This is a genomic window from Streptomyces sp. NPDC088147 (genome assembly GCF_044741565.1).
Lineage (GTDB): Bacteria > Actinomycetota > Actinomycetes > Streptomycetales > Streptomycetaceae > Streptomyces.
The window spans coordinates 509,558-529,238 of record NZ_JBIUSY010000007.1 but is presented as its reverse complement, the minus strand read 5'-3'; the positions used below and the strand labels follow the sequence as shown (position 1 = coordinate 529,238).

Annotated in this window: 12 protein-coding genes; 11 read left to right on the top strand and 1 reads right to left on the bottom strand. The window is 71.2% G+C overall.

Annotated elements, in window-relative coordinates:
- Window positions 1-8 precede the first annotated feature (8 nt).
- The gene (locus tag ACIOGX_RS25985; RefSeq protein ID WP_401916589.1) at window positions 9-10,436 is read right to left on the bottom strand and encodes an amino acid adenylation domain-containing protein; all 10,428 of its coding nucleotides are present in this window, start codon (window positions 10,434-10,436) and stop codon (window positions 9-11) included.
- Window positions 10,437-11,214: 778 nt separating this feature from the next.
- Between ACIOGX_RS25985 and rpsL the strand changes: the two genes are divergently transcribed.
- The 11 genes from rpsL (at window position 11,215) to rpsS (ending at window position 19,666) form a co-directional block, all read left to right on the top strand.
- Window positions 11,215-11,586 (top strand): 30S ribosomal protein S12, encoded by a 372-nt coding sequence (rpsL, locus tag ACIOGX_RS25980; protein WP_003948652.1) that lies wholly within the window; start codon window positions 11,215-11,217, stop codon window positions 11,584-11,586.
- 2 nt (window positions 11,587-11,588) lie between these two features.
- A complete protein-coding gene (gene rpsG / locus ACIOGX_RS25975; protein WP_030351427.1) occupies window positions 11,589-12,059 on the top strand; it encodes a 30S ribosomal protein S7 in 471 nt (156 codons plus the stop codon).
- Between the two features lie 38 nt (window positions 12,060-12,097).
- Window positions 12,098-14,224, top strand: coding sequence for an elongation factor G (gene fusA / locus ACIOGX_RS25970; RefSeq protein WP_356515659.1), 2,127 nt, complete (start codon window positions 12,098-12,100; stop codon window positions 14,222-14,224).
- 160 nt (window positions 14,225-14,384) lie between these two features.
- The gene (gene tuf, locus ACIOGX_RS25965) at window positions 14,385-15,578 is read left to right on the top strand and encodes an elongation factor Tu (protein ID WP_129770864.1); all 1,194 of its coding nucleotides are present in this window, start codon (window positions 14,385-14,387) and stop codon (window positions 15,576-15,578) included.
- Between the two features lie 242 nt (window positions 15,579-15,820).
- Window positions 15,821-15,976, top strand: a complete 156-nt coding sequence (locus ACIOGX_RS25960) for a hypothetical protein (RefSeq protein ID WP_401916585.1) — start codon at window positions 15,821-15,823, stop codon at window positions 15,974-15,976.
- A 562-nt stretch (window positions 15,977-16,538) separates the two neighbouring features.
- On the top strand, window positions 16,539-16,847 hold the full coding sequence (rpsJ, locus tag ACIOGX_RS25955) for a 30S ribosomal protein S10 (RefSeq protein WP_003948644.1): 309 nt from the start codon (window positions 16,539-16,541) through the stop codon (window positions 16,845-16,847).
- A 14-nt stretch (window positions 16,848-16,861) separates the two neighbouring features.
- Window positions 16,862-17,506: a 50S ribosomal protein L3 gene (gene rplC, locus ACIOGX_RS25950; protein WP_030351433.1), complete on the top strand. Its 645-nt coding sequence runs from the start codon at window positions 16,862-16,864 to the stop codon at window positions 17,504-17,506.
- A gap of 8 nt (window positions 17,507-17,514) precedes the next feature.
- On the top strand, window positions 17,515-18,168 hold the full coding sequence (rplD, locus tag ACIOGX_RS25945) for a 50S ribosomal protein L4 (RefSeq protein WP_129770861.1): 654 nt from the start codon (window positions 17,515-17,517) through the stop codon (window positions 18,166-18,168).
- Window positions 18,168-18,485 (top strand): 50S ribosomal protein L23, encoded by a 318-nt coding sequence (rplW, locus tag ACIOGX_RS25940; RefSeq protein ID WP_129770860.1) that lies wholly within the window; start codon window positions 18,168-18,170, stop codon window positions 18,483-18,485. Before rplD ends, rplW begins: the two co-directional genes overlap by 1 nt.
- A gap of 50 nt (window positions 18,486-18,535) precedes the next feature.
- Window positions 18,536-19,372: a 50S ribosomal protein L2 gene (gene rplB / locus ACIOGX_RS25935; protein ID WP_129770859.1), complete on the top strand. Its 837-nt coding sequence runs from the start codon at window positions 18,536-18,538 to the stop codon at window positions 19,370-19,372.
- Between the two features lie 12 nt (window positions 19,373-19,384).
- Window positions 19,385-19,666, top strand: coding sequence for a 30S ribosomal protein S19 (gene rpsS / locus ACIOGX_RS25930; protein ID WP_030351437.1), 282 nt, complete (start codon window positions 19,385-19,387; stop codon window positions 19,664-19,666).
- Window positions 19,667-19,681: the final 15 nt, after the last annotated feature.

The following is a 19,681-nucleotide window of genomic DNA, read 5'->3' as shown; positions in this document are numbered from 1 at the left end:
GACCGGCGTCAGCCGTTGTTGCGACCCGCGCGACCCCGCAGAGCGGGCCGTCTGGCCGGGGCGGTGCCGCCCAGCCGCTCGGCCAGCGCCGCCACGGTCGGAGCCTCGAACACCGTCCTGATCGTGATGTCGGTCTTCAGGTCCGCCCGGATGCGGCTCACCAGGCGGGTTGCCAGCAGCGAGTGGCCGCCGAGGTCGAAGAACGCGTCGTCGATGCCGACGCCCTCCACCCCCAGCAGCTCCGCGAACAGCCCGCAGAGCCTGCGCTCCCGCTCGTCGCGCGGTTCCCGCCCGGCCACCGGCAGATAGTCGGGCGCGGGCAGCGCCCGGGTGTCGAGCTTGCCGTTGGTGGTGAGCGGCACCCGCTCGATCACCATGACCGCCGAGGGGATCATGTACTCGGGCAGTCGCCCGCGCATCCCCTCGCGCAGCGCGGCCGGTTCGGGCCGGGCACCCGGGGCGGGCACCACGTACCCCACGAGTCTGCGGTCGCCCGGAGTCTCCTCGCGGACGCTCACCACCGCCTGTGCGACCTCGGGGAGGCCGGTGAGCACCGCCTCGATCTCACCCAGCTCGATACGGAAGCCGCGGATCTTCACCTGCTGGTCGGCCCGGCCGACGAACTCCAGTCCGCCCGCCCGGTTCCGGCGCACCACGTCGCCGGTCCGGTACATCCGGGTGCCCGGTGCGCCATAGGGGTCGGCCACGAAGCGGTGGGCGCTCAGGCCCGCCCGGTTCAGATAGCCCCGGGCGACCCCCGCCCCGGCGACGTACAGCTCCCCGGCCACGCCCGGCGGAACCGGGGTCAGCCGGTCGTCCAGGACGTAGCAGGCCAGGTCCGGGATGGCGCCGCCGACCGGGCCCGTGTGCCCGGCCGCCGCGGCCGACTCCCGGTCCAGCCGCAGGTGGGTCACGTGCACCGTGGTCTCGGTGGTGCCGTACATGTTCACCAGCTCCGGCGTGCGCGGATGCCGCTCGTACCAGCTCGTCAGCCGCGACGGGTCCAGCGCCTCACCGCCGAAGACCACCGTGCGCAGCGCCAGCCGGTCCCCGGCCTCCGGCCGCTCCCGGTCGGCCTCGGCCAGCTGGTAGAAGGCCGACGGTGTCTGGTTGAGCACCGTCACGCCCTCCTCGGCCAGCAGCTCCAGGAACTGCTCCGGCGCCCGGCTGACCTCGTGCGGCACCACGACCAGCCGGCCGCCCCACAGCAGCGCCCCCCAGATCTCCCAGACGGAGAAGTCGAAGGCCGCCGAGTGGAACATGGTCCACACGTCGTCGGGGCCGAAGGAGAACCAGTGCCGCGTCGCGTCCAGCAGCCGCACCACGTTGCGCTGCGGCACGGACACGCCCTTGGGCGCTCCCGTGGAGCCCGAGGTGTAGATGACGTACGCGGGGTGGTCCGGCAGCAGCGGGCCCGTACGGTCGGCGTCCACCGGATCGGTGGCCGGGCCGTCGTCCCACGGGCGCCCGCCCGGCGGCCCGTCGACCAGCACCACCTCGGCCGTGTCGCCCGCGGGAAGCCCCGCCGCCTCGTCCCGGCCCGCCAGCAGCAGGGCGAAGGCGGCGTCGGAACTCATGTGCGCGATCCGGTCCGCCGGATACGCCGGGTCGATCGGGACGTACGTGCCCCCGGCCTTCACCACCGCCAGCATCGCCACGGCCACCTCCGCCGTACGCGGCAGCAGCAGCCCCACCCGGACCTCGGGCCCGACCCCGCGGCCGATCAGCCAATGGGCGAGCCGGTTGGCCCGCGCGTTCAGCTCCGCGTAGGACAGGCGCTCGCCACCGCCGACCACCGCGACCGCGTCCGGAGCCCGCCGTACCCGCTCCTCGAACCGCTCGGCCATCGTCGCCGCCGGGGCCGGATCGCCCGGCGGCAGCACCAGCCGCTCGCGTTCGCCCGGCAGCAGCACGTCCACCGCTCCGATCGGGCGGCCCGGGTCGGCCGCCGCCGCCCGGAGGAACCGAATCCACCGGGCCACCAGCTCCCCGACGGTCTCCGGGTCGTACAGGTCGGTCGCGTACTCCGCCATGAGGGTCATACCGGCCGGCCGGCCCTGCTCGTCGCGGTTCTCGGTGAAGGAGAACCACAGGTCGTACCGGGCCCGGTCGGTGCCCCCGAACTCCGGGCGCACCTCCAGTCCCGGCAGGTCGAACACCGCCTGCGGGGCGCTCTGCCAGGCCAGGCAGACCTGGAACAGCGGGTGGTACGCGGTGGACCGCTGCGGGTTCAGCCGCCCCACCACATGGTCGAAGGGGACGTCCTGGTGGGCGAAGGCCGCCAGACCGGTCTCCCGCACCCGGGCCACCAGCTCCGCGAACGACGGGTCGCCCGATGTGTCGGTACGCAGCACCAGGGTGTTGACGAAGAGGCCCACCAGCTCCTCCAGCACCTCGTCGTCCCGGCCCGCCACCGGAGCCCCCAGCGGGATGTCCGTCCCGGCGCCCAGCCGGGTGAACAGGGCCGCGGCGGCCGCCTGCACGACCATGAACACGGTCGCGTCCAGCGTCCGGGCCAGCTCCACCAGATCACGGTGCAGCCCGGCGTCGAAGGCGAACCACGCGGTCCGGCCCGCCTGCGAGGCGACGGCGGGCCGCGGCCGGTCCACCGGCAGCGCCAGGCACTCCGGCAGCCCCGCCAGCCGCTGTTCCCAGTAGGCCAGCTGACGGGCGTGCGGGCTCCGCGGATCGTCCGCGTCACCGAGCAGGGAGCGCTGCCACACGGCGTAGTCGGCGTACTGCACGGGCATCGCGGGCCATGCCGGTGCACCTCCCGCGAGCCGCGCTCTGTAGGCCGCGGCCAGATCTCGCGACAGCGGCGCGAACGACCAGCCGTCCCCGGCCGTGTGGTGCACCAGGATCAGCAGCACCCGCTCCCGCGGTGCCCCCTCCACCTCGAACAGCACCGCGCGCAAGGGGAGTTCGGCGGCCAGATCGAACGCGTACGCCGACGACCCGCCCACTTCCCCGGTCAGCTCGTCCGCCGCCACCCGCCGGATCTCCAGCGACACCGGCACCGCACCGGCCGGCACGATCCGCTGGTGGGCCTCGCCACCGGCCGAGGAGAACACCGTGCGCAGCGACTCGTGGCGCGCGCTCACATCGTTCAGCGCCGCCTCCAGTGCCCGCGTGTCCAGCGTGCCGGTCAGCCGCAGCACCAGCGGCATGTTGTACGTCGACGAGGAGCCGTCCCGCTCGTGCAGGAACCACAGCGCCTGCTGGGCGTAGGAGAGCGGCAGCACCTCGGGGCGCTCCGCGGGCACCATGCGCGCCCGGCCCGGCCCCGCGGCGGCGCCGGCCATACCGGCGATCCGCCGCGCCAGACCGGCCGCCGTGGGCTCGTCGAACACCAGCCGCGTCGGCAGCTCCAGGTCCAGCAGGGCGCGAATCCGGCCGGTCAGCCTGCTCACCGACAGCGAGTGACCGCCGAGGTCGAAGAAGTCCTCGCCGATACCGACCCGGGCCAGCCCCAGCACTTCGGCGAAGAGGCCGCAGAGGATCTCCTCGTACGCGGTGCCCGGCCGCTGCCGCCCCACCGGCACGAGACCGGCACCGGGCAGCGCCGCCCCGTCCTCCTCGGACGCCGGAGGCAGGGGCACCACCACAGCCGGCACCAGCGCCGCGGGCAGCCCGCCCCCGGCCCCCGACCCGGCTTCCGCCCCGGCGCCCGGCGCCGGGACGACGTAGGCCACCACCCGGACATCGGTGTCGCCCACCTGCCGGGGGACGACGAGTGCCTGGTCCACGGACGGATCGTCCAGCAGCGCGGTCCGCACCCGTTCGAGGAGTTCCCGCACCTGCCCGTCCGGGCTCCCGGGCCCCAGCGGATGGGCCCGCCCGGCGCCCGGTGCCACGGCACCGGCGGCCACCGGGCGCGGGCGGGCCGCCAGCGAGCGCGCCACCGGCAGCACCGGGCCCGCGGCCAGCGCGACGGTGTCCAGATGCGCCAGCGTCGTCACCGGCAGCGGGCAGGCCAGCGCCGCGTCGAACAGCTCCAGTGCCCGCGCCGGCGCCATCGGGGTCAGCCCCGCCCCGCGCAGCGCCGCGCGCTCCGCCGCGCCCAGGTGTCCCGTCATCCCGCTGTCGTTCTCCCACAGCCCCCAGGCGAAGGAGGCGGAGGGCAGCCCGAGCGCGCTCCTGCGGTGGGTCAGCGCGTCCAGGAACGCGTTGGCCGCCGCGTAGTTGGCCTGACCGGCGCCGACCAGCACGCCCGCCACCGACGAGAACGACACGAACGCCGAGACCCCCAGGTCCCGGGTCAGGGAGTGCAGCAGCCACGCCGCGTCCGCCTTGGGCCGGAAGACCCGCTCCAGGTGGCCGGGGGTCAGCTCGGCCAGTACGGCGTCGTCGAGGACGCCCGCCGCGTGGACCACGGTCCGCAGCGGCCGGTCCGCCGGAATCGCCGCCAGCAGCGCGGCAAGCGCCGTCCGGTCGGCCACATCGCAGGCCGCCACCGTCACCCGCGCGCCGAGCCCGGTCAGCTCCGCGCGCAGCTCGGCCGCGCCCTCCGCCGCCGGACCGCGCCGGCCCGCCAGCACGAGGTCGCGCACCCCGTACTCCGTGACCAGGTGCCGCGCCACGATGCCGCCCAGCACTCCGGTGCCGCCCGTGACCAGCGCCGTGCCCGACGGGTCGATCACCAGCCCCGGGGACGCCTCGCGGGCGTCCGCCGCGACCCGGTGCAGCCGGGGTACCAGGAGCCGGTCCCCGTGCACGGCCAGCAGCGGCTGATCCTGCCGCAGGGCGACCGCGGCGGCCGTCGCCACCCGCTCCCCGGTCAGGTCCGCCGCGTCGGCCACGTCGACCAGGACGAACCGGTCCGGCTGCTCCATCTGCGCGGCCCGCAGGAAGCCCCAGCCGGCCGCTCCGGCCAGGTCCGCCACATCGTCCCCGGGGGCCGTGGCCACGGCTCCCCGGGTCAGGAACACCCAGCGGGTGCGGGCCAGCCGGGGCTCGGCGGCCTCCCCGTTCACCAGCTCCAGCAGCCGCCCGGTCAGCTCCCTCGCCGCGGCGGCCTCGTCCGTACGACCGGCGCCGCTCCCGTTCCCGGTACCGGCAGACGCCGGGGCCCCGTCCCCGAGAGACGATGAGGCCAGCGGCACGAGCACCGCCTCGGGCACATCGGCCCCGGCCGTGACCGCCGCGCGCAGCGCGCCGGGGTCCGGGTAGCGCACGGCCCCGGGCGGTACGGGCGCATCGCCCAGCACGGCCCACCGCACCTTGTCCGGTACGGGCGCCGGGGCCAGCGGCACCCAGCGCGTGTGGTGCAGCGGTCGCGTGCCACCACGCGGGCGCACCGGCCGGGCCGCCCGGACCGCCACCCGGTCGATGCTCAGCACCGGATCGCCCACCGCGTCGGCGGCCACCACCCGGAACGTGTCAGGACCGGCGGGGGAGACCCGCACCCGCAGGGTGGTCGCCCGGGTGGCGTACAGGCTCACCCCGTCCAGCCGGACGGCCTCCCGGAGGTGTCCGGTCGACACGACACCACCCCCCGGGGCCTCCGCGCACAGCCCCAGCACACCGGCCATGAGCGCCGGGTGCAGCCCGAACCCGTCGGCCTCCGCCTCCGCCTCCACGGCCAGCGTCAGCTGCGCGTACACCGTGTCGCCCACCCGCCACGGCCCGGACACCGAGACGGGCCCGTCCGCCGCGGCGTTCTCCGAGTTCTCCGTGATCTCCGTGATCTCCGTGATCTCCGGGTTCTCCGTGTTTCCCGTGTTCTCTGAGTTCTCCGTGTTCTTCAGGTTCTCCAGGGCGGGGGAGCGGTCCGCCGGGGGCCACTCGTCCAGCCCCGTGGCCGCCGGCCCGGCGGGCGGCTCGGCCAGGAGCGCCCGCGCGTGCCGGACCCAGCCGGTGGACGGCGGGGCCCCGGCGGGCCGCGCGTGCACCCGCACCCGCCAGTGGCCGTCACCGTCGAGCGACGAGGTGACCCGCAGGTCGAGAGGGGCGCCGGGGGCCGCGGCCAGGGGTGCTTCGAGAGCGAGGCGCGCCACGTGCCCGGGAACCGCCGGAGCGCCGTGCTCGGCGGCGGCCAGGACCAGTTCGACCAGGGCGGCGCGCTGCCCGGCGGCCCCGGGCAGCGCGTCCGCGTCCACCCGGCCCGTGTACACCCAGCCCTCCCCGCCCGGCAGGTCGACCGCCGCGCCCAGCAGCGGATGCGCGGCCTCGCGCAGGCCCAGGGCGGCCGCGTCCGGTGTGGCGGGCCGCGGCCGCAGCCAGTACGAGGAGCGCTGGAACGCATAGGTGGGCAGCGCGGTGCGGGTGGTTCCGCCGGACAGCTCCGCCCAGTCGACCCGCACGCCGTCGGCGTACAGCCGCGCCGCGTTCAGCAGGAACTGCTGCCAGGCGTCGTGATCGCGCCGCAGTGTCCCCACGACCGTGCCCGGAACGCCCGCCGCCGCGAGGGTGTCGCGCACCCCGGCCGAGACCACGGGATGCGGGCTGACCTCGACGAACGTGGTGGCACCCGACGCCGCCAGCTCCCGTACCGTCTGCTCGAACAGCACGGGACTGCGCAGATTCTCGTACCAGTAGGCGCCGTCGAGAGCGGTGCTGTCGATGAGCCCGCCCCGCACGCTCGAATGGAACGCGACCTCACCAGGACGCCCTGCCACATCCGCCAGAGCGGCGAGCAGCTCCTCGCGCACCGGCTCGACGTGCGCGGAGTGCGACGCGTAGTCCACGTCGACCCGGCGCGCCTCCACCCCGTCCCGGCGGCAGTCGGCGAGCACCGCCTCGACCGCGTCCTCGTGGCCCGCCACGACGACGCTGCCCGGACCGTTGTACGCCGCCGCCGTGACGGCGCCGCCCAGTCGGTCCAACCGGGCCAGCACCTCCTCGGCGGGCAGCGGAACGGACGCCATGGCCCCGCTCCCGGCCAGCCGCCCCAGCGCCCGGCACCGCAGCGCCACGACCTTCGCGGCGTCCTCCAGCGACAGCGCCCCGGACACGCAGGCCGCCGCGATCTCGCCCTGGGAGTGGCCGACCACCGCGTCCGGCCGCACCCCGCAGGACCGCCACACCTCGGCCAGCGCCACCATGACCGCCCACAGCGCGGGCTGCACCACGTCCACCCGCGCCAGCGACGGCGCACCGGTCACGCCCCGCAGCACGTCCAGAAGCGACCAGTCGGTGTACGGCTCCAGTGCCCGCGCGCACTCCTCGATCCGGTCCCGGAAGACGGGCGAGCCCTCCAGCAGCTCCCGGGCCATACCCGTCCACTGCGAGCCCTGCCCGGGGAAGACGAACACCGTGCGCCCCGGCCGGGCACTCCGGCCCTCGGACGGCAGCACCGCACCGGCCTGACGTTCACCCGCCGCGAGCGCCTCCAGCGCCGCGAGCAGCTCATCGCGCCCGGAGCCGACCACGGTGGCCCGGGAGGCGAAGACGGTACGGGTGGTGGCCAGCGAGTACGCCAGGTCGGCGGGGGCCGGCGCGGCCTCGGCCAGCAGGGCGGAGCGCAGCCGCCGCGCCTGCCCGGCGAGCGCCGCCGGGGTCTTCGCCGACAGCGCGAGCCCCACCGGCCCCCCGGCCGGTGCGGGCCGCCGGGTGCGGGCGGCCACCGGGGGCGCCGCCACCACGGGCGGGGCCTCCTCGACGATCAGGTGGGCGTTCGTCCCGCTGATCCCGAAGGACGACACCCCCGCGCGCCGGGGCGTGCCCGACTGCGGCCACGCCACCGGCTCGGAGAGCAGGGACACCGCCCCGGAGGTCCAGTCGACGTGCTCGGTGGGCCGCTCCGCGTGCAGGGTGCGCGGCAGCAGCCCGTGCCGCAGCGCCATCACCATCTTGATCACCCCGGCCACCCCCGCGGCGGCCTGGGCGTGTCCGATGTTGGACTTCACGGAGCCCAGCCGCAGCGGCCGGTCCGCCGGGCGGTCCTGCCCGTAGGCGGCGAGGAGCGCCTGCGCCTCGATCGGGTCGCCCAGCCTGGTCCCGGTCCCGTGGGCCTCCACGGCGTCCACGTCGCGCGCGGTGAGCCCCGCGTCCGCGAGGGCCGCCCGGATCACCCGCTCCTGGGAGGGGCCGTTCGGCGCGGTCAGTCCGTTGGAGGCGCCGTCCTGGTTGACGGCCGAACCCCGGATCACCGCCAGCACCGGGTGGCCCTCGCGCCGGGCTCGCGACAGCGGCATCAGCAGGAGCAGGCCCACGCCCTCGGCCAGCCCGAAGCCATCGGCTCCGTCCGCGAACGCCTTGCACCGGCCGTCCGGGGCCAGCCCGCCCAGCCTGCTGAATTCCTTGAACATGCCGAGACTGGACATCACGGTCACGCCGCCCGCGAGGGCGAGGTCGCACTCGCCCCGTCGCAGCGACTGGACGGCCAGGTGGAGCGCGACCAGAGAGGAGGAGCAGGCGGTGTCCACGGTCAGCGCGGGGCCCTCCAGCCCGAGCACGTAGGCGATCCGGCCGGAGAGGACGCTCGTGGCGTTTCCCGTGAGCACCTGGCCTTGGTGGGCGGACCCGCTGTCGAGCCCGGGACCGTAGTCCATGGCCATGGCTCCGACAAATACTCCGGCCCGCTCGCCGGCCCACTCGGAAGGCAGGATTCCGGATTGTTCGAAGGTCTGCCAGGCCGTTTCCAACAGCAGTCTCTGCTGCGGGTCCATTGACTCCGCTTCACGCGGACTGATACCGAAGAACTCCGCGTCGAATTGATCCGCGCCCTTGAGCAGACCGGCCCCGCGTTGATAGTAGCGATCTGATTCCGACGGGTCCATTGAATATTTACCGGCGACATCCCAGTACCGGTCGGTGGGGAATTCGGCTATCACGTCGGCACCCTCGGCGACCAGCCGCCAGAGATCCTCCGCGCTTTCCGCGTTTCCGTCCTTGCCGGGATAGCGGCAGGCCATGGACACGATCGCGACCGGATCGTCCGACGCGCCCCGGTCGGCCGCCGCGGACACGCGCCCGGCGGACCGGGAGGCGGTCCCCGGACGCGGTGCGGACAGCCGGTCCGTGAGGTGCTCCGCCAGGCGGTACGGCGTCGGATGGTCGAAGACGACGGTGATCGGCAACGGGATGCCGAGCGCCCGCGCCAGCCGGTTGCGCAGGGACACCGCGGCCACCGAGTCGAAGCCGAGATCCCGGAACGGCGTGTCCCCGTCCAGCAGCGACGGGTCCGCGAGTCCGGCGGCCGCCGCCGTCTCGCGGAGCACCGCGTCGGCCGGATCCGCCCGCAGCGCCTCCCCGGACGGCCCCGCCGGCCCGGCCGCCAGGGCCGCGGACCGAGGCTCGGCCCCGCTCTCCGGCGCGCTCTCCGGCGCCGGGAGTTCCAGCGCCGCCCCGCGCTCCGGGTACAGGACCTCCGGGTCCGGCTCCACCCCGTCCACGTACAGCTCACCGAGCGACAGCAGGAACCGCGCCGGCCCGTCCTGGCCGCGCTGGACCGAGGAGCGCACCACCGCGCCGGCGCCCGCGCTCTCGACGGTTTCCTGCATGGCGGCCGTGAGCACGGGATGGGGGCTGATCTCCAGCAGCACCTCGTGACCCGCCCCGAGGGCGGCCCGCACGGTCTCCTCGAACCGGACGGTGCCGCGCAGATTGGTGCACCAGTACTCCGCGTCCGGCCGGGCGTCCGCCCACTCCCGCGCGTACACCGAGGAGTAGAACGGCACCCGGGGCGCCTGCGGCCGAAGCCCCGCCAGATCGGCCCGCATACGCGGCACGATGCCGTCGATCTGCTCGGAGTGCGCGGCCAGGCCCACGTCGATGACCCGCGCGCGCACCCCTTCTCCGGCCAGCGCGGTGACCAGGTCGCGCGCCTCCCGCGGCGGGCCGGCGACGATCACGGAGGAGGGGCCGTTGACGGCGGCGACCACCAGGCGGCCTCCCCACCGGGCCAGCCGGTCGCGCACCAACTCCTCGGAGGCCAGCACGGAGACCATGTCCCCCCGGCCCACCAGCGTCGCCTGCGCCTGGCTCCAGCGCGCGGCCACCCGGGCGGCGTCCTCCAACGGCAGGGCTCCGCTCACCGCCGCCGCGGCCACCTCGCCCAGACTGTGTCCGATGACGGCGGCGGGCTCCACGCCGTGCGCCCGCCACAGCTCGGCCAGCGCCACCATGACCGCCCAGAGCGCGGGCTGCACCACATCGACCCTGTCCAGCGCCGGGGCCCCGGGCCGCTCGCGCAGCACGTCCGTCAGCGACCAGTCCACCACCGGGGCGAGCGCCCGCTCACAGTCGGCGATCCGCGCGCGGAACACCTCCGAGGACTCCAGCAGGTCCGCGGTCATCCCGGGCCACTGAGCACCCTGGCCGGGGAAGACGAAGACCGGCCGCCGACCCGGCCGGCCGGTGCCGCGCACCAGCCCGGCCGCCGCCCGGCCCGCGGCCAGGTCCCGCAGCCGCTCCAGCAGTTCCTCGCGCCCACGGGCCACCACGGCCGCGCGGTGCGGACCGTCCGAGGGCAGCAGCGCCAGCGCCCGGCCCACGTCCGCCGGGTCCCAGTCGGACAGCGTTGTCAGGTGCGCCGCGATCGCGTCGGCGTGTCTCGCTAATGTGGCGGAACCAGTCCCGGATATGAACCATGAGTGTAAAGAGCTGGGAGTCACAGTCATTATCATCCTGCATTCTCGCTCTGTGGGATGGGCGTAAAGAGTCGAGTGGCTCGCGGAGGACATCAGCGCGCGAAGGTGCGGTGAGAATGAACCTCAGGACCGTGGATCAGGGTGATTTCCTGTCCGAAATTTGCCACCTGGTCCGCTTTCCCTCCCCGTGATTCTGCCGCGCACCGCAGGAACGCTATCAGCCACATCACAGATGTGCGGGTGTGATCAAGTTAATGTTTAGGCCCGCTATTCCTTCGTCAATGCGTATCTGTGCATCTCGCCGCCGTTCTCATGGGAGGTCGCCGCCGATTCCCTTCCGGTCCGCTCCGGCGTCTCCCGGCCCGCCGGCGACGACCCGCTCCACTGAGCCGCGTCGCGCCCCCGTCGCCCGCCGTTCACCAGGGGGACGTCCGGCGTGTCGGGGGGCCCGGCATTTGTTTTGACCGGAGTCCATGAGGTAGGTACGCTCAGACCTTGTGCCTGGGGTGTGCCTGGGCTCCTGTGCGTGTCCTCAACCGCACGCGAGCTTGAGCACCGGCCACCGTGATCTGTCCCCTCCTCGCCCCCGGGCGAGGCTGTGCAGCATTCGACACACCCGACCGCGTGGGTCGGAGGTGTTCCAGGTTAGTTTCACTGACGGCACACAGAAACCGGAGAAGTAGTGCCTACGATCCAGCAGCTGGTCCGGAAGGGCCGGCAGGACAAGGTCGAGAAGAACAAGACGCCCGCACTCGAGGGATCCCCTCAGCGCCGCGGCGTCTGCACGCGTGTCTTCACGACCACCCCGAAGAAGCCGAACTCGGCCCTCCGCAAGGTCGCGCGTGTGCGTCTGACCTCCGGCATCGAGGTCACGGCCTACATTCCGGGTGAGGGACACAACCTGCAGGAGCACTCGATCGTGCTCGTGCGTGGTGGCCGTGTGAAGGACCTGCCGGGTGTTCGCTACAAGATCATCCGCGGCTCCCTTGACACCCAGGGCGTCAAGAACCGCAAGCAGGCCCGCAGCCGCTACGGCGCCAAGAAGGAGAAGTAAGAATGCCTCGTAAGGGCCCCGCCCCGAAGCGCCCGGTCATCATCGACCCGGTCTACGGTTCTCCTCTTGTCACGTCGCTGATCAACAAGCTTCTGCTCAACGGCAAGCGTTCCACCGCCGAGCGGATTGTGTACGGCGCCATGGAAGGCCTCCGCGAGAAGACCGGCAACGACCCGGTCATCACGCTGAAGCGCGCGCTTGAGAACGTCAAGCCCACGCTCGAGGTCAAGTCCCGCCGTGTCGGTGGCGCCACCTACCAGGTGCCGATCGAGGTCAAGCCCGGTCGCGCCGCCACCCTCGCTCTGCGCTGGGTCGTGGGTTACTCCCGCGCCCGTCGCGAGAAGACGATGACCGAACGCCTCATGAACGAGCTGCTCGACGCCTCCAACGGTCTCGGCGCCTCGGTCAAGAAGCGTGAGGACACGCACAAGATGGCCGAGTCCAACAAGGCCTTCGCGCACTACCGCTGGTAGTCGCTACCCACATCGAGACCGAGAGAAGATTGAGCCTTATGGCCACCACTTCGCTTGACCTGGCCAAGGTCCGCAACATCGGGATCATGGCCCACATCGACGCGGGCAAGACGACGACCACCGAGCGCATCCTGTTCTACACCGGTGTGAGCTACAAGATCGGTGAGGTCCACGACGGCGCTGCCACGATGGACTGGATGGAGCAGGAGCAGGAGCGCGGCATCACCATCACGTCCGCCGCGACGACCTGTCACTGGCCGCTCGACGACGTCGACCACACCATCAACATCATCGACACCCCGGGTCACGTGGACTTCACGGTCGAGGTGGAGCGTTCGCTCCGCGTCCTCGACGGTGCCGTCACCGTGTTCGACGGTGTCGCCGGTGTGGAGCCGCAGTCCGAGACGGTATGGCGGCAGGCCGACCGTTACGGCGTGCCCCGTATCTGCTTCGTGAACAAGCTCGACCGGACCGGTGCGGAGTTCCACCGCTGCGTCGACATGATCAAGGACCGCCTCGGCGCGGTTCCGATCGTCATGCAGCTTCCGATCGGTGCCGAGGCCGACTTCAAGGGCGTCGTCGACCTCGTGACGATGAAGGCCTTCGTCTGGTCCGCCGAGGCCGCCAAGGGCGAGATGTACGACGTCGTCGACATCCCGGCCACGCACGTCGAGGCGGCCGAGGAGTGGCGCGGGACGCTGCTGGAGACCGTCTCGGAGAACGACGACGAGCTGATGGAGCTGTACCTGGAGGGCACCGAGCCCACCGTGGAGCAGCTGTACGCGGCGATCCGCCGTATCACCATCGCCTCCGGCAAGTCGGACGGCACCACCGTCACCCCGGTGTTCTGCGGTACCGCGTTCAAGAACAAGGGTGTGCAGCCGCTGCTCGACGCGGTCGTGCGCTACCTGCCGACCCCGCTCGACGTCGAGGCCATCGAGGGCCACGACGTGAAGGACCCCGAGCTGGTCGTCAAGCGCAAGCCCTCCGTCGACGAGCCGCTGTCCGCGCTGGCCTTCAAGATCATGAGGGACCCGCACCTGGGCAAGCTCACCTTCGTCCGGGTGTACTCCGGCAGGCTGGAGTCCGGCACCGCGGTGCTGAACTCGGTGAAGGGCCGCAAGGAGCGCATCGGCAAGATCTACCGTATGCACGCGAACAAGCGTGAGGAGATCGAGTCGGTGGGCGCCGGCGACATCGTCGCCGTCATGGGCCTGAAGCAGACCACCACCGGTGAGACGCTGTGCGACGAGAAGAGCCCGGTCATCCTGGAGTCCATGGACTTCCCGGCGCCGGTCATCGAGGTCGCGATCGAGCCCAAGTCCAAGGGCGACCAGGAGAAGCTGGGTGTCGCCATCCAGAGTCTCGCGGAGGAGGACCCCTCCTTCCAGGTGCACAGCAACGAGGAGACCGGCCAGACCGTCATCGGCGGTATGGGCGAGCTTCACCTCGAGGTGCTGGTCGACCGTATGCGGCGTGAGTTCAAGGTCGAGGCGAACGTCGGCAAGCCGCAGGTCGCCTACCGTGAGACGATCCGCAAGACCGTCGAGCGTGTGGACTTCACGCACAAGAAGCAGACCGGTGGCACCGGGCAGTTCGCCAAGGTGCAGATCATGATCGAGCCCATCGAGGGTGGCGACACCTCGTACGAGTTCGTGAACAAGGTCACCGGTGGCCGTATCCCGAAGGAGTACATCCCTTCGGTGGACGCCGGCGCGCAGGAGGCCATGCAGTTCGGCATCCTCGCGGGCTACGAGATGACCGGTGTCCGCATCACGCTGCTCGACGGTGGCTACCACGAGGTCGACTCCTCGGAGCTGGCCTTCAAGATCGCCGGTTCGCAGGCGTTCAAGGAAGGTGCCCGCAGGGCGTCTCCGGTGCTCCTTGAGCCGATGATGTCCGTCGAGGTGACCACGCCCGAGGACTACATGGGCGATGTCATCGGTGACATCAACTCCCGGCGTGGCCAGATCCAGGCCATGGAGGACCGGGCCAACGCCAAGGTCGTCAAGGGCCTGGTGCCGCTGTCGGAGATGTTCGGCTACGTCGGAGACCTCCGCAGCAAGACCTCGGGTCGCGCAAGCTACTCGATGCAGTTCGACTCCTACGCCGAGGTTCCCCGGAACGTCGCCGAGGAGATCATCGCGAAGGCCAAGGGCGAGTAACTCTTCCGAGTCCACGCTTTAGGCTTGTCACCGGCACGTCCCAGGGCAGTTCCGCCGGATCCACCAGATCATGGCGGGGCCGCCCCGGGGGCCGGCATCCCAGCAAAGATCACCTGGCGCCGATGAGTAAGGCGTACAGAACCACTCCAGGAGGACCCCAGTGGCGAAGGCGAAGTTCGAGCGGACTAAGCCGCACGTCAACATCGGCACCATCGGTCACATCGACCACGGTAAGACGACCCTCACGGCCGCCATTACCAAGGTGCTGCATGACGCGTACCCGGACCTGAACGAGGCCTCGGCCTTCGACCAGATCGACAAGGCTCCTGAGGAGCGCCAGCGCGGTATCACCATCTCCATCGCGCACGTCGAGTACCAGACGGAGTCGCGTCACTACGCGCACGTCGACTGCCCCGGTCACGCGGACTACATCAAGAACATGATCACGGGTGCGGCGCAGATGGACGGCGCCATCCTCGTGGTCGCCGCCACCGACGGCCCGATGCCGCAGACCAAGGAGCACGTGCTCCTGGCCCGCCAGGTCGGCGTTCCGTACATCGTTGTCGCCCTGAACAAGGCCGACATGGTGGACGACGAGGAGATCCTCGAGCTCGTCGAGCTCGAGGTCCGCGAGCTGCTCTCCGAGTACGAGTTCCCGGGCGACGACCTGCCGGTCGTCAAGGTCTCGGCGCTCAAGGCCCTTGAGGGCGACGCCGAGTGGGGCAAGACCGTTCTCGACCTGATGAAGGCCGTTGACGAGTCCATCCCGCAGCCCGAGCGCGACGTCGACAAGCCGTTCCTGATGCCGATCGAGGACGTCTTCACGATCACCGGTCGTGGCACCGTCGTCACCGGTCGTATCGAGCGTGGTGTCCTGAAGGTCAACGAGACCGTCGACATCGTCGGTATCAAGACCGAGAAGACCACCACCACGGTCACCGGCATCGAGATGTTCCGCAAGCTGCTCGACGAGGGCCAGGCCGGTGAGAACGTCGGTCTGCTCCTCCGTGGCATCAAGCGCGAGGACGTCGAGCGCGGCCAGGTCATCATCAAGCCGGGTTCGGTCACGCCGCACACCAGCTTCGAGGCCCAGGCCTACATCCTGTCGAAGGACGAGGGTGGCCGTCACACCCCCTTCTTCAACAACTACCGCCCGCAGTTCTACTTCCGTACCACGGACGTGACCGGCGTGGTGACCCTCCCCGAGGGCACCGAGATGGTCATGCCGGGCGACAACACCGTCATGACGGTCGAGCTGATCCAGCCCGTCGCCATGGAGGAGGGCCTCAAGTTCGCCATCCGTGAGGGTGGCCGGACCGTCGGCGCCGGCCAGGTCACCAAGATCAACAAGTAGTCGCTGATCTGACCTGGTAGCTCCTCGGAGCATCCAACAGGGGCCCCGCACCCCGTCCGTGAGGACGGCGGCGCGGGGCCCCTGTGCTTTTCCCGCTCACTGGGCGACCGCGAAGACGCCCCGCCGCCAGGCCGGTTCACGCAAGCTTCATCGGGTGCGCTTCCCGTCGCACGGCCGGGTGGGGCTGGACTCGGGGGCCGTCACCGCTCTCGCGGTCAGTGAGCGCGGCGTACGACGCGAACGTGTCCGTGGACGAGGTCCGGGTCAACGGCGAGCGGCGGAACGCCTCGTGGGCCGGCGGCTCACCCGTACGGTCCGGCGGTTCGCTCTCCTTCGCGCTGAAGGATGAGCCGAGCACGGGCTGGGCCACCGCGCCCGGCGGGCTGCCCCGCCCATAGCGCCGCGCCTGCGGTGGTGCAGGGGGCCGGGGCCCGCACGCCCCGGCCCCCTCGTGCGATGCGGAGACGTCCGGCAGCGGCCCCGCAGGGCCCTTCCGGCGCCGTTCCGCGCGCCCCTTTCCGGAACGGCGGGCCGGGCCGCTGATTCATCCGTGCCGGGGTGGGGTACCCTTTCCGGCCGCGATTGGCCAGGGCCAGGGCCCCTATGGCACACTGTTCAGGTTGCTCGGTTGAGTGCCGATGCTGCGCGCCTCCCGCCGGGAGGACCGGAAGCGAGTCCCACAGTACTCGTCGTCCCAACTGCCCTCCGGGGCAGCGCTGGGACGGACGTACGGGAATCTTCCGGGAAGCGTGAGCGGGGCTCCGGCCAGGCGCCCGGTGGCTGATCGCGTATCGCGGTCCGGCCCTGGCTCGCGGTCTTACGACCGCACCCCTTGGCAGGGAAATTCCTTCGGGAGATTTTCATTGGCGAGGATGCGACACGCCCGACCGCGTGGGTCGGAGCGAGGAGCGGAGCTACCGGGTTCCAGAGCGTTACGAGAGACAGGACTACGAAGCAGCCATGGCGGGACAGAAGATCCGCATCCGGCTCAAGGCCTACGACCACGAGGTCATCGACTCCTCGGCGAAGAAGATCGTCGAGACGGTGACGCGTACTGGTGCGTCGGTCGCGGGCCCGGTGCCGCTGCCCACTGAGAAGAACGTGTACTGCGTCATCAAGTCGCCGCACAAGTACAAGGACTCGCGCGAGCACTTCGAGATGCGCACGCACAAGCGCCTGATCGACATTCTCGACCCGACGCCCAAGACCGTTGACTCGCTGATGCGCCTGGACCTTCCGGCCGGCGTTGACATCGAGATCAAGCTCTGAGAGGCGCGGAAGAGATGGCAAAGCAGATCAAGGGTGTCCTGGGCGAGAAGCTCGGCATGACCCAGGTCTGGGACGAGAACAACCGTGTCGTCCCGGTGACCGTCGTCAAGGCCGGGCCCTGCGTTGTTACCCAGGTCCGTACGAATGACTCCGACGGCTACGAGTCGGTCCAGATCGCCTTCGGCGAGATCGACCCGCGCAAGGTGAACAAGCCCCTCAAGGGCCACTTCGCCAAGGCCGACGTGACCCCCCGCCGCCACCTGGTGGAGCTCCGCACCTCCGACGCCGCCGAGTACACGCTCGGCCAGGAGATCACCGCCGCCACGTTCGAGTCCGGCGTCAAGGTCGACGTCACGGGCAAGAGCAAGGGCAAGGGCTTCGCCGGTGTCATGAAGCGTCACAACTTCAAGGGCCTCGGCGCCGGTCACGGCACCCAGCGCAAGCACCGCTCTCCCGGCTCCATCGGTGGCTGCGCCACCCCGGGCCGTGTGTTCAAGGGCCTCCGCATGGCGGGCCGTATGGGCAACGAGCGGGTCACCACCCAGAACCTGACCGTTCACGCCGTTGACGCGGAGAAGGGCCTGCTCCTGATCAAGGGCGCGGTTCCTGGTCCGAACGGCGGCCTCGTCCTGGTCCGTACCGCGGCCAAGGGGGCCTGAGGTAACTGATGAGCACCGTTGACATCCTTTCGCCGGCAGGCGACAAGGCCGGGACCGTCGAACTCCCCTCGGAGATCTTCGACGCGAAGGTCAGCATCCCGCTGATCCACCAGGTCGTCGTCGCCCAGCTGGCCGCTGCCCGACAGGGCACGCACAAGACCAAGACCCGCGGCGAAGTCCGTGGCGGTGGCAAGAAGCCGTACCGCCAGAAGGGCACCGGCCGCGCCCGTCAGGGTTCGACCCGCGCTCCGCAGTTCGCCGGTGGTGGCGTCGTCCACGGCCCCGTGCCGCGTGACTACTCGCAGCGGACCCCCAAGAAGATGAAGGCCGCCGCCCTGCGCGGTGCCCTCACCGACCGGGCCCGTCACTCTCGTATCCACGTCGTTTCCGGCCTGGTCGAGGACGCGGTGTCCACCAAGGCCGCCAGGACCCTGATCGGCAAGATCAGCGAGCGCAAGAACGTGCTCCTGGTCGCCGAGAGGTCCGACGAGGCCGCGTGGCTGTCCGCCCGCAACCTGCCCCAGGTGCACATCCTGGCGCCGGGCCAGCTGAACACGTACGACGTGCTCGTCTCCGACGACGTGGTCTTCACCAAGGCCGCCTTCGAGTCTTTCGTGTCTGGCCCCTCCAAGGCCGCTGAGACCGAAGGGAGCGAAGCCTGATGGCCGAGATCACCAGCAAGACCTTCGACGACCCGCGTGACGTTCTCGTCAAGCCCGTGGTGTCCGAGAAGAGCTACGCGCTGCTCGACGAGAACAAGTACACGTTCATCGTGTCGCCGACCGCCAACAAGACCCAGATCAAGCAGGCCGTGGAAGCGGTCTTCTCGGTCAAGGTCACCGGGGTCAACACGATCAACCGCCAGGGCAAGCGCAAGCGCACCCGCACCGGTTTCGGTAAGCGCGCGAACACCAAGCGCGCCATCGTGACCCTCGCTGAGGGCGACCGTATCGACATCTTCGGCGGCCCGACCTCCTGACGGAGGTCGAGACGTCCAGGATCCGGAATTCTTCCGAGGACTGAGAGACAATGGGTATCCGCAAGTACAAGCCGACGACCCCGGGCCGTCGTGGCTCCAGCGTCGCCGACTTTGTCGAGATCACGCGGTCCACGCCGGAGAAGTCGCTGGTCCGCCCGCTGCACAGCAAGGGCGGCCGTAACAACGCCGGTCGTGTGACCGTTCGCCACCAGGGTGGTGGACACAAGCGCGCCTACCGCGTGATCGACTTCCGTCGTCACGACAAGGACGGCGTGCCGGCCAAGGTCGCGCACATCGAGTACGACCCGAACCGCACCGCGCGCATCGCGCTGCTGCACTACGCGGACGGCGAGAAGCGCTACATCATCGCGCCGCGTGGCCTGGCTCAGGGCGCGCGTGTCGAGAACGGTCCGGCCGCCGACATCAAGCCCGGCAACAACCTGGCGCTGCGCAACATCCCGGTCGGTACGACCATCCACGCCATCGAGCTGCGGCCCGGCGGCGGCGCGAAGTTCGCCCGTTCCGCGGGTGCCTCCGTGCAGCTGCTGGCGAAGGAGGGCTCCATGGCCCACCTTCGTATGCCGTCCGGTGAGATCCGGCTGGTCGACGTCCGCTGCCGCGCCACCATCGGTGAGGTCGGCAACGCCGAGCAGTCGAACATCAACTGGGGCAAGGCCGGCCGTATGCGCTGGAAGGGCGTACGCCCGACCGTCCGCGGTGTCGCGATGAACCCGGTTGACCACCCGCACGGTGGTGGTGAGGGCAAGACCTCCGGTGGACGCCACCCGGTCAGCCCGTGGGGTCAGAAGGAGGGTCGTACTCGCTCGCCGAAGAAGGCAAGCAGCAAGTACATCGTCCGCCGCCGCAAGACGAACAAGAAGCGCTAGGAGCGGGTTTAGATGCCGCGCAGTCTCAAGAAGGGGCCCTTCGTCGACGACCACCTGATCAAGAAGGTGGACGTCCAGAACGAAGCAGGCACCAAGAACGTCATCAAGACCTGGTCCCGTCGCTCGATGATCGTCCCGGCCATGCTGGGCCACACGATCGCGGTGCACAACGGCAAGATCCATGTCCCGGTGTTCGTCACCGAGTCCATGGTCGGCCACAAGCTCGGCGAGTTCTCGCCGACTCGCACCTTCCGCGGCCACGTCAAGGACGACCGGAAGTCGAAGCGCCGCTAACGCGGGGTGACTGAC

Coding starts and splice junctions, on each gene's coding strand:
- fusA (WP_356515659.1), top strand. CDS start 12,098: ATGGCCACCACTTCGCTTGACCTGGCCAAGGTCCGCAACATCGGGATC.
- rplC (WP_030351433.1), top strand. CDS start 16,862: ATGGCAAAGCAGATCAAGGGTGTCCTGGGCGAGAAGCTCGGCATGACC.
- rplW (WP_129770860.1), top strand. CDS start 18,168: ATGGCCGAGATCACCAGCAAGACCTTCGACGACCCGCGTGACGTTCTC.
- rplB (WP_129770859.1), top strand. CDS start 18,536: ATGGGTATCCGCAAGTACAAGCCGACGACCCCGGGCCGTCGTGGCTCC.
- rpsG (WP_030351427.1), top strand. CDS start 11,589: ATGCCTCGTAAGGGCCCCGCCCCGAAGCGCCCGGTCATCATCGACCCG.
- rpsJ (WP_003948644.1), top strand. CDS start 16,539: ATGGCGGGACAGAAGATCCGCATCCGGCTCAAGGCCTACGACCACGAG.
- rpsS (WP_030351437.1), top strand. CDS start 19,385: ATGCCGCGCAGTCTCAAGAAGGGGCCCTTCGTCGACGACCACCTGATC.
- rplD (WP_129770861.1), top strand. CDS start 17,515: ATGAGCACCGTTGACATCCTTTCGCCGGCAGGCGACAAGGCCGGGACC.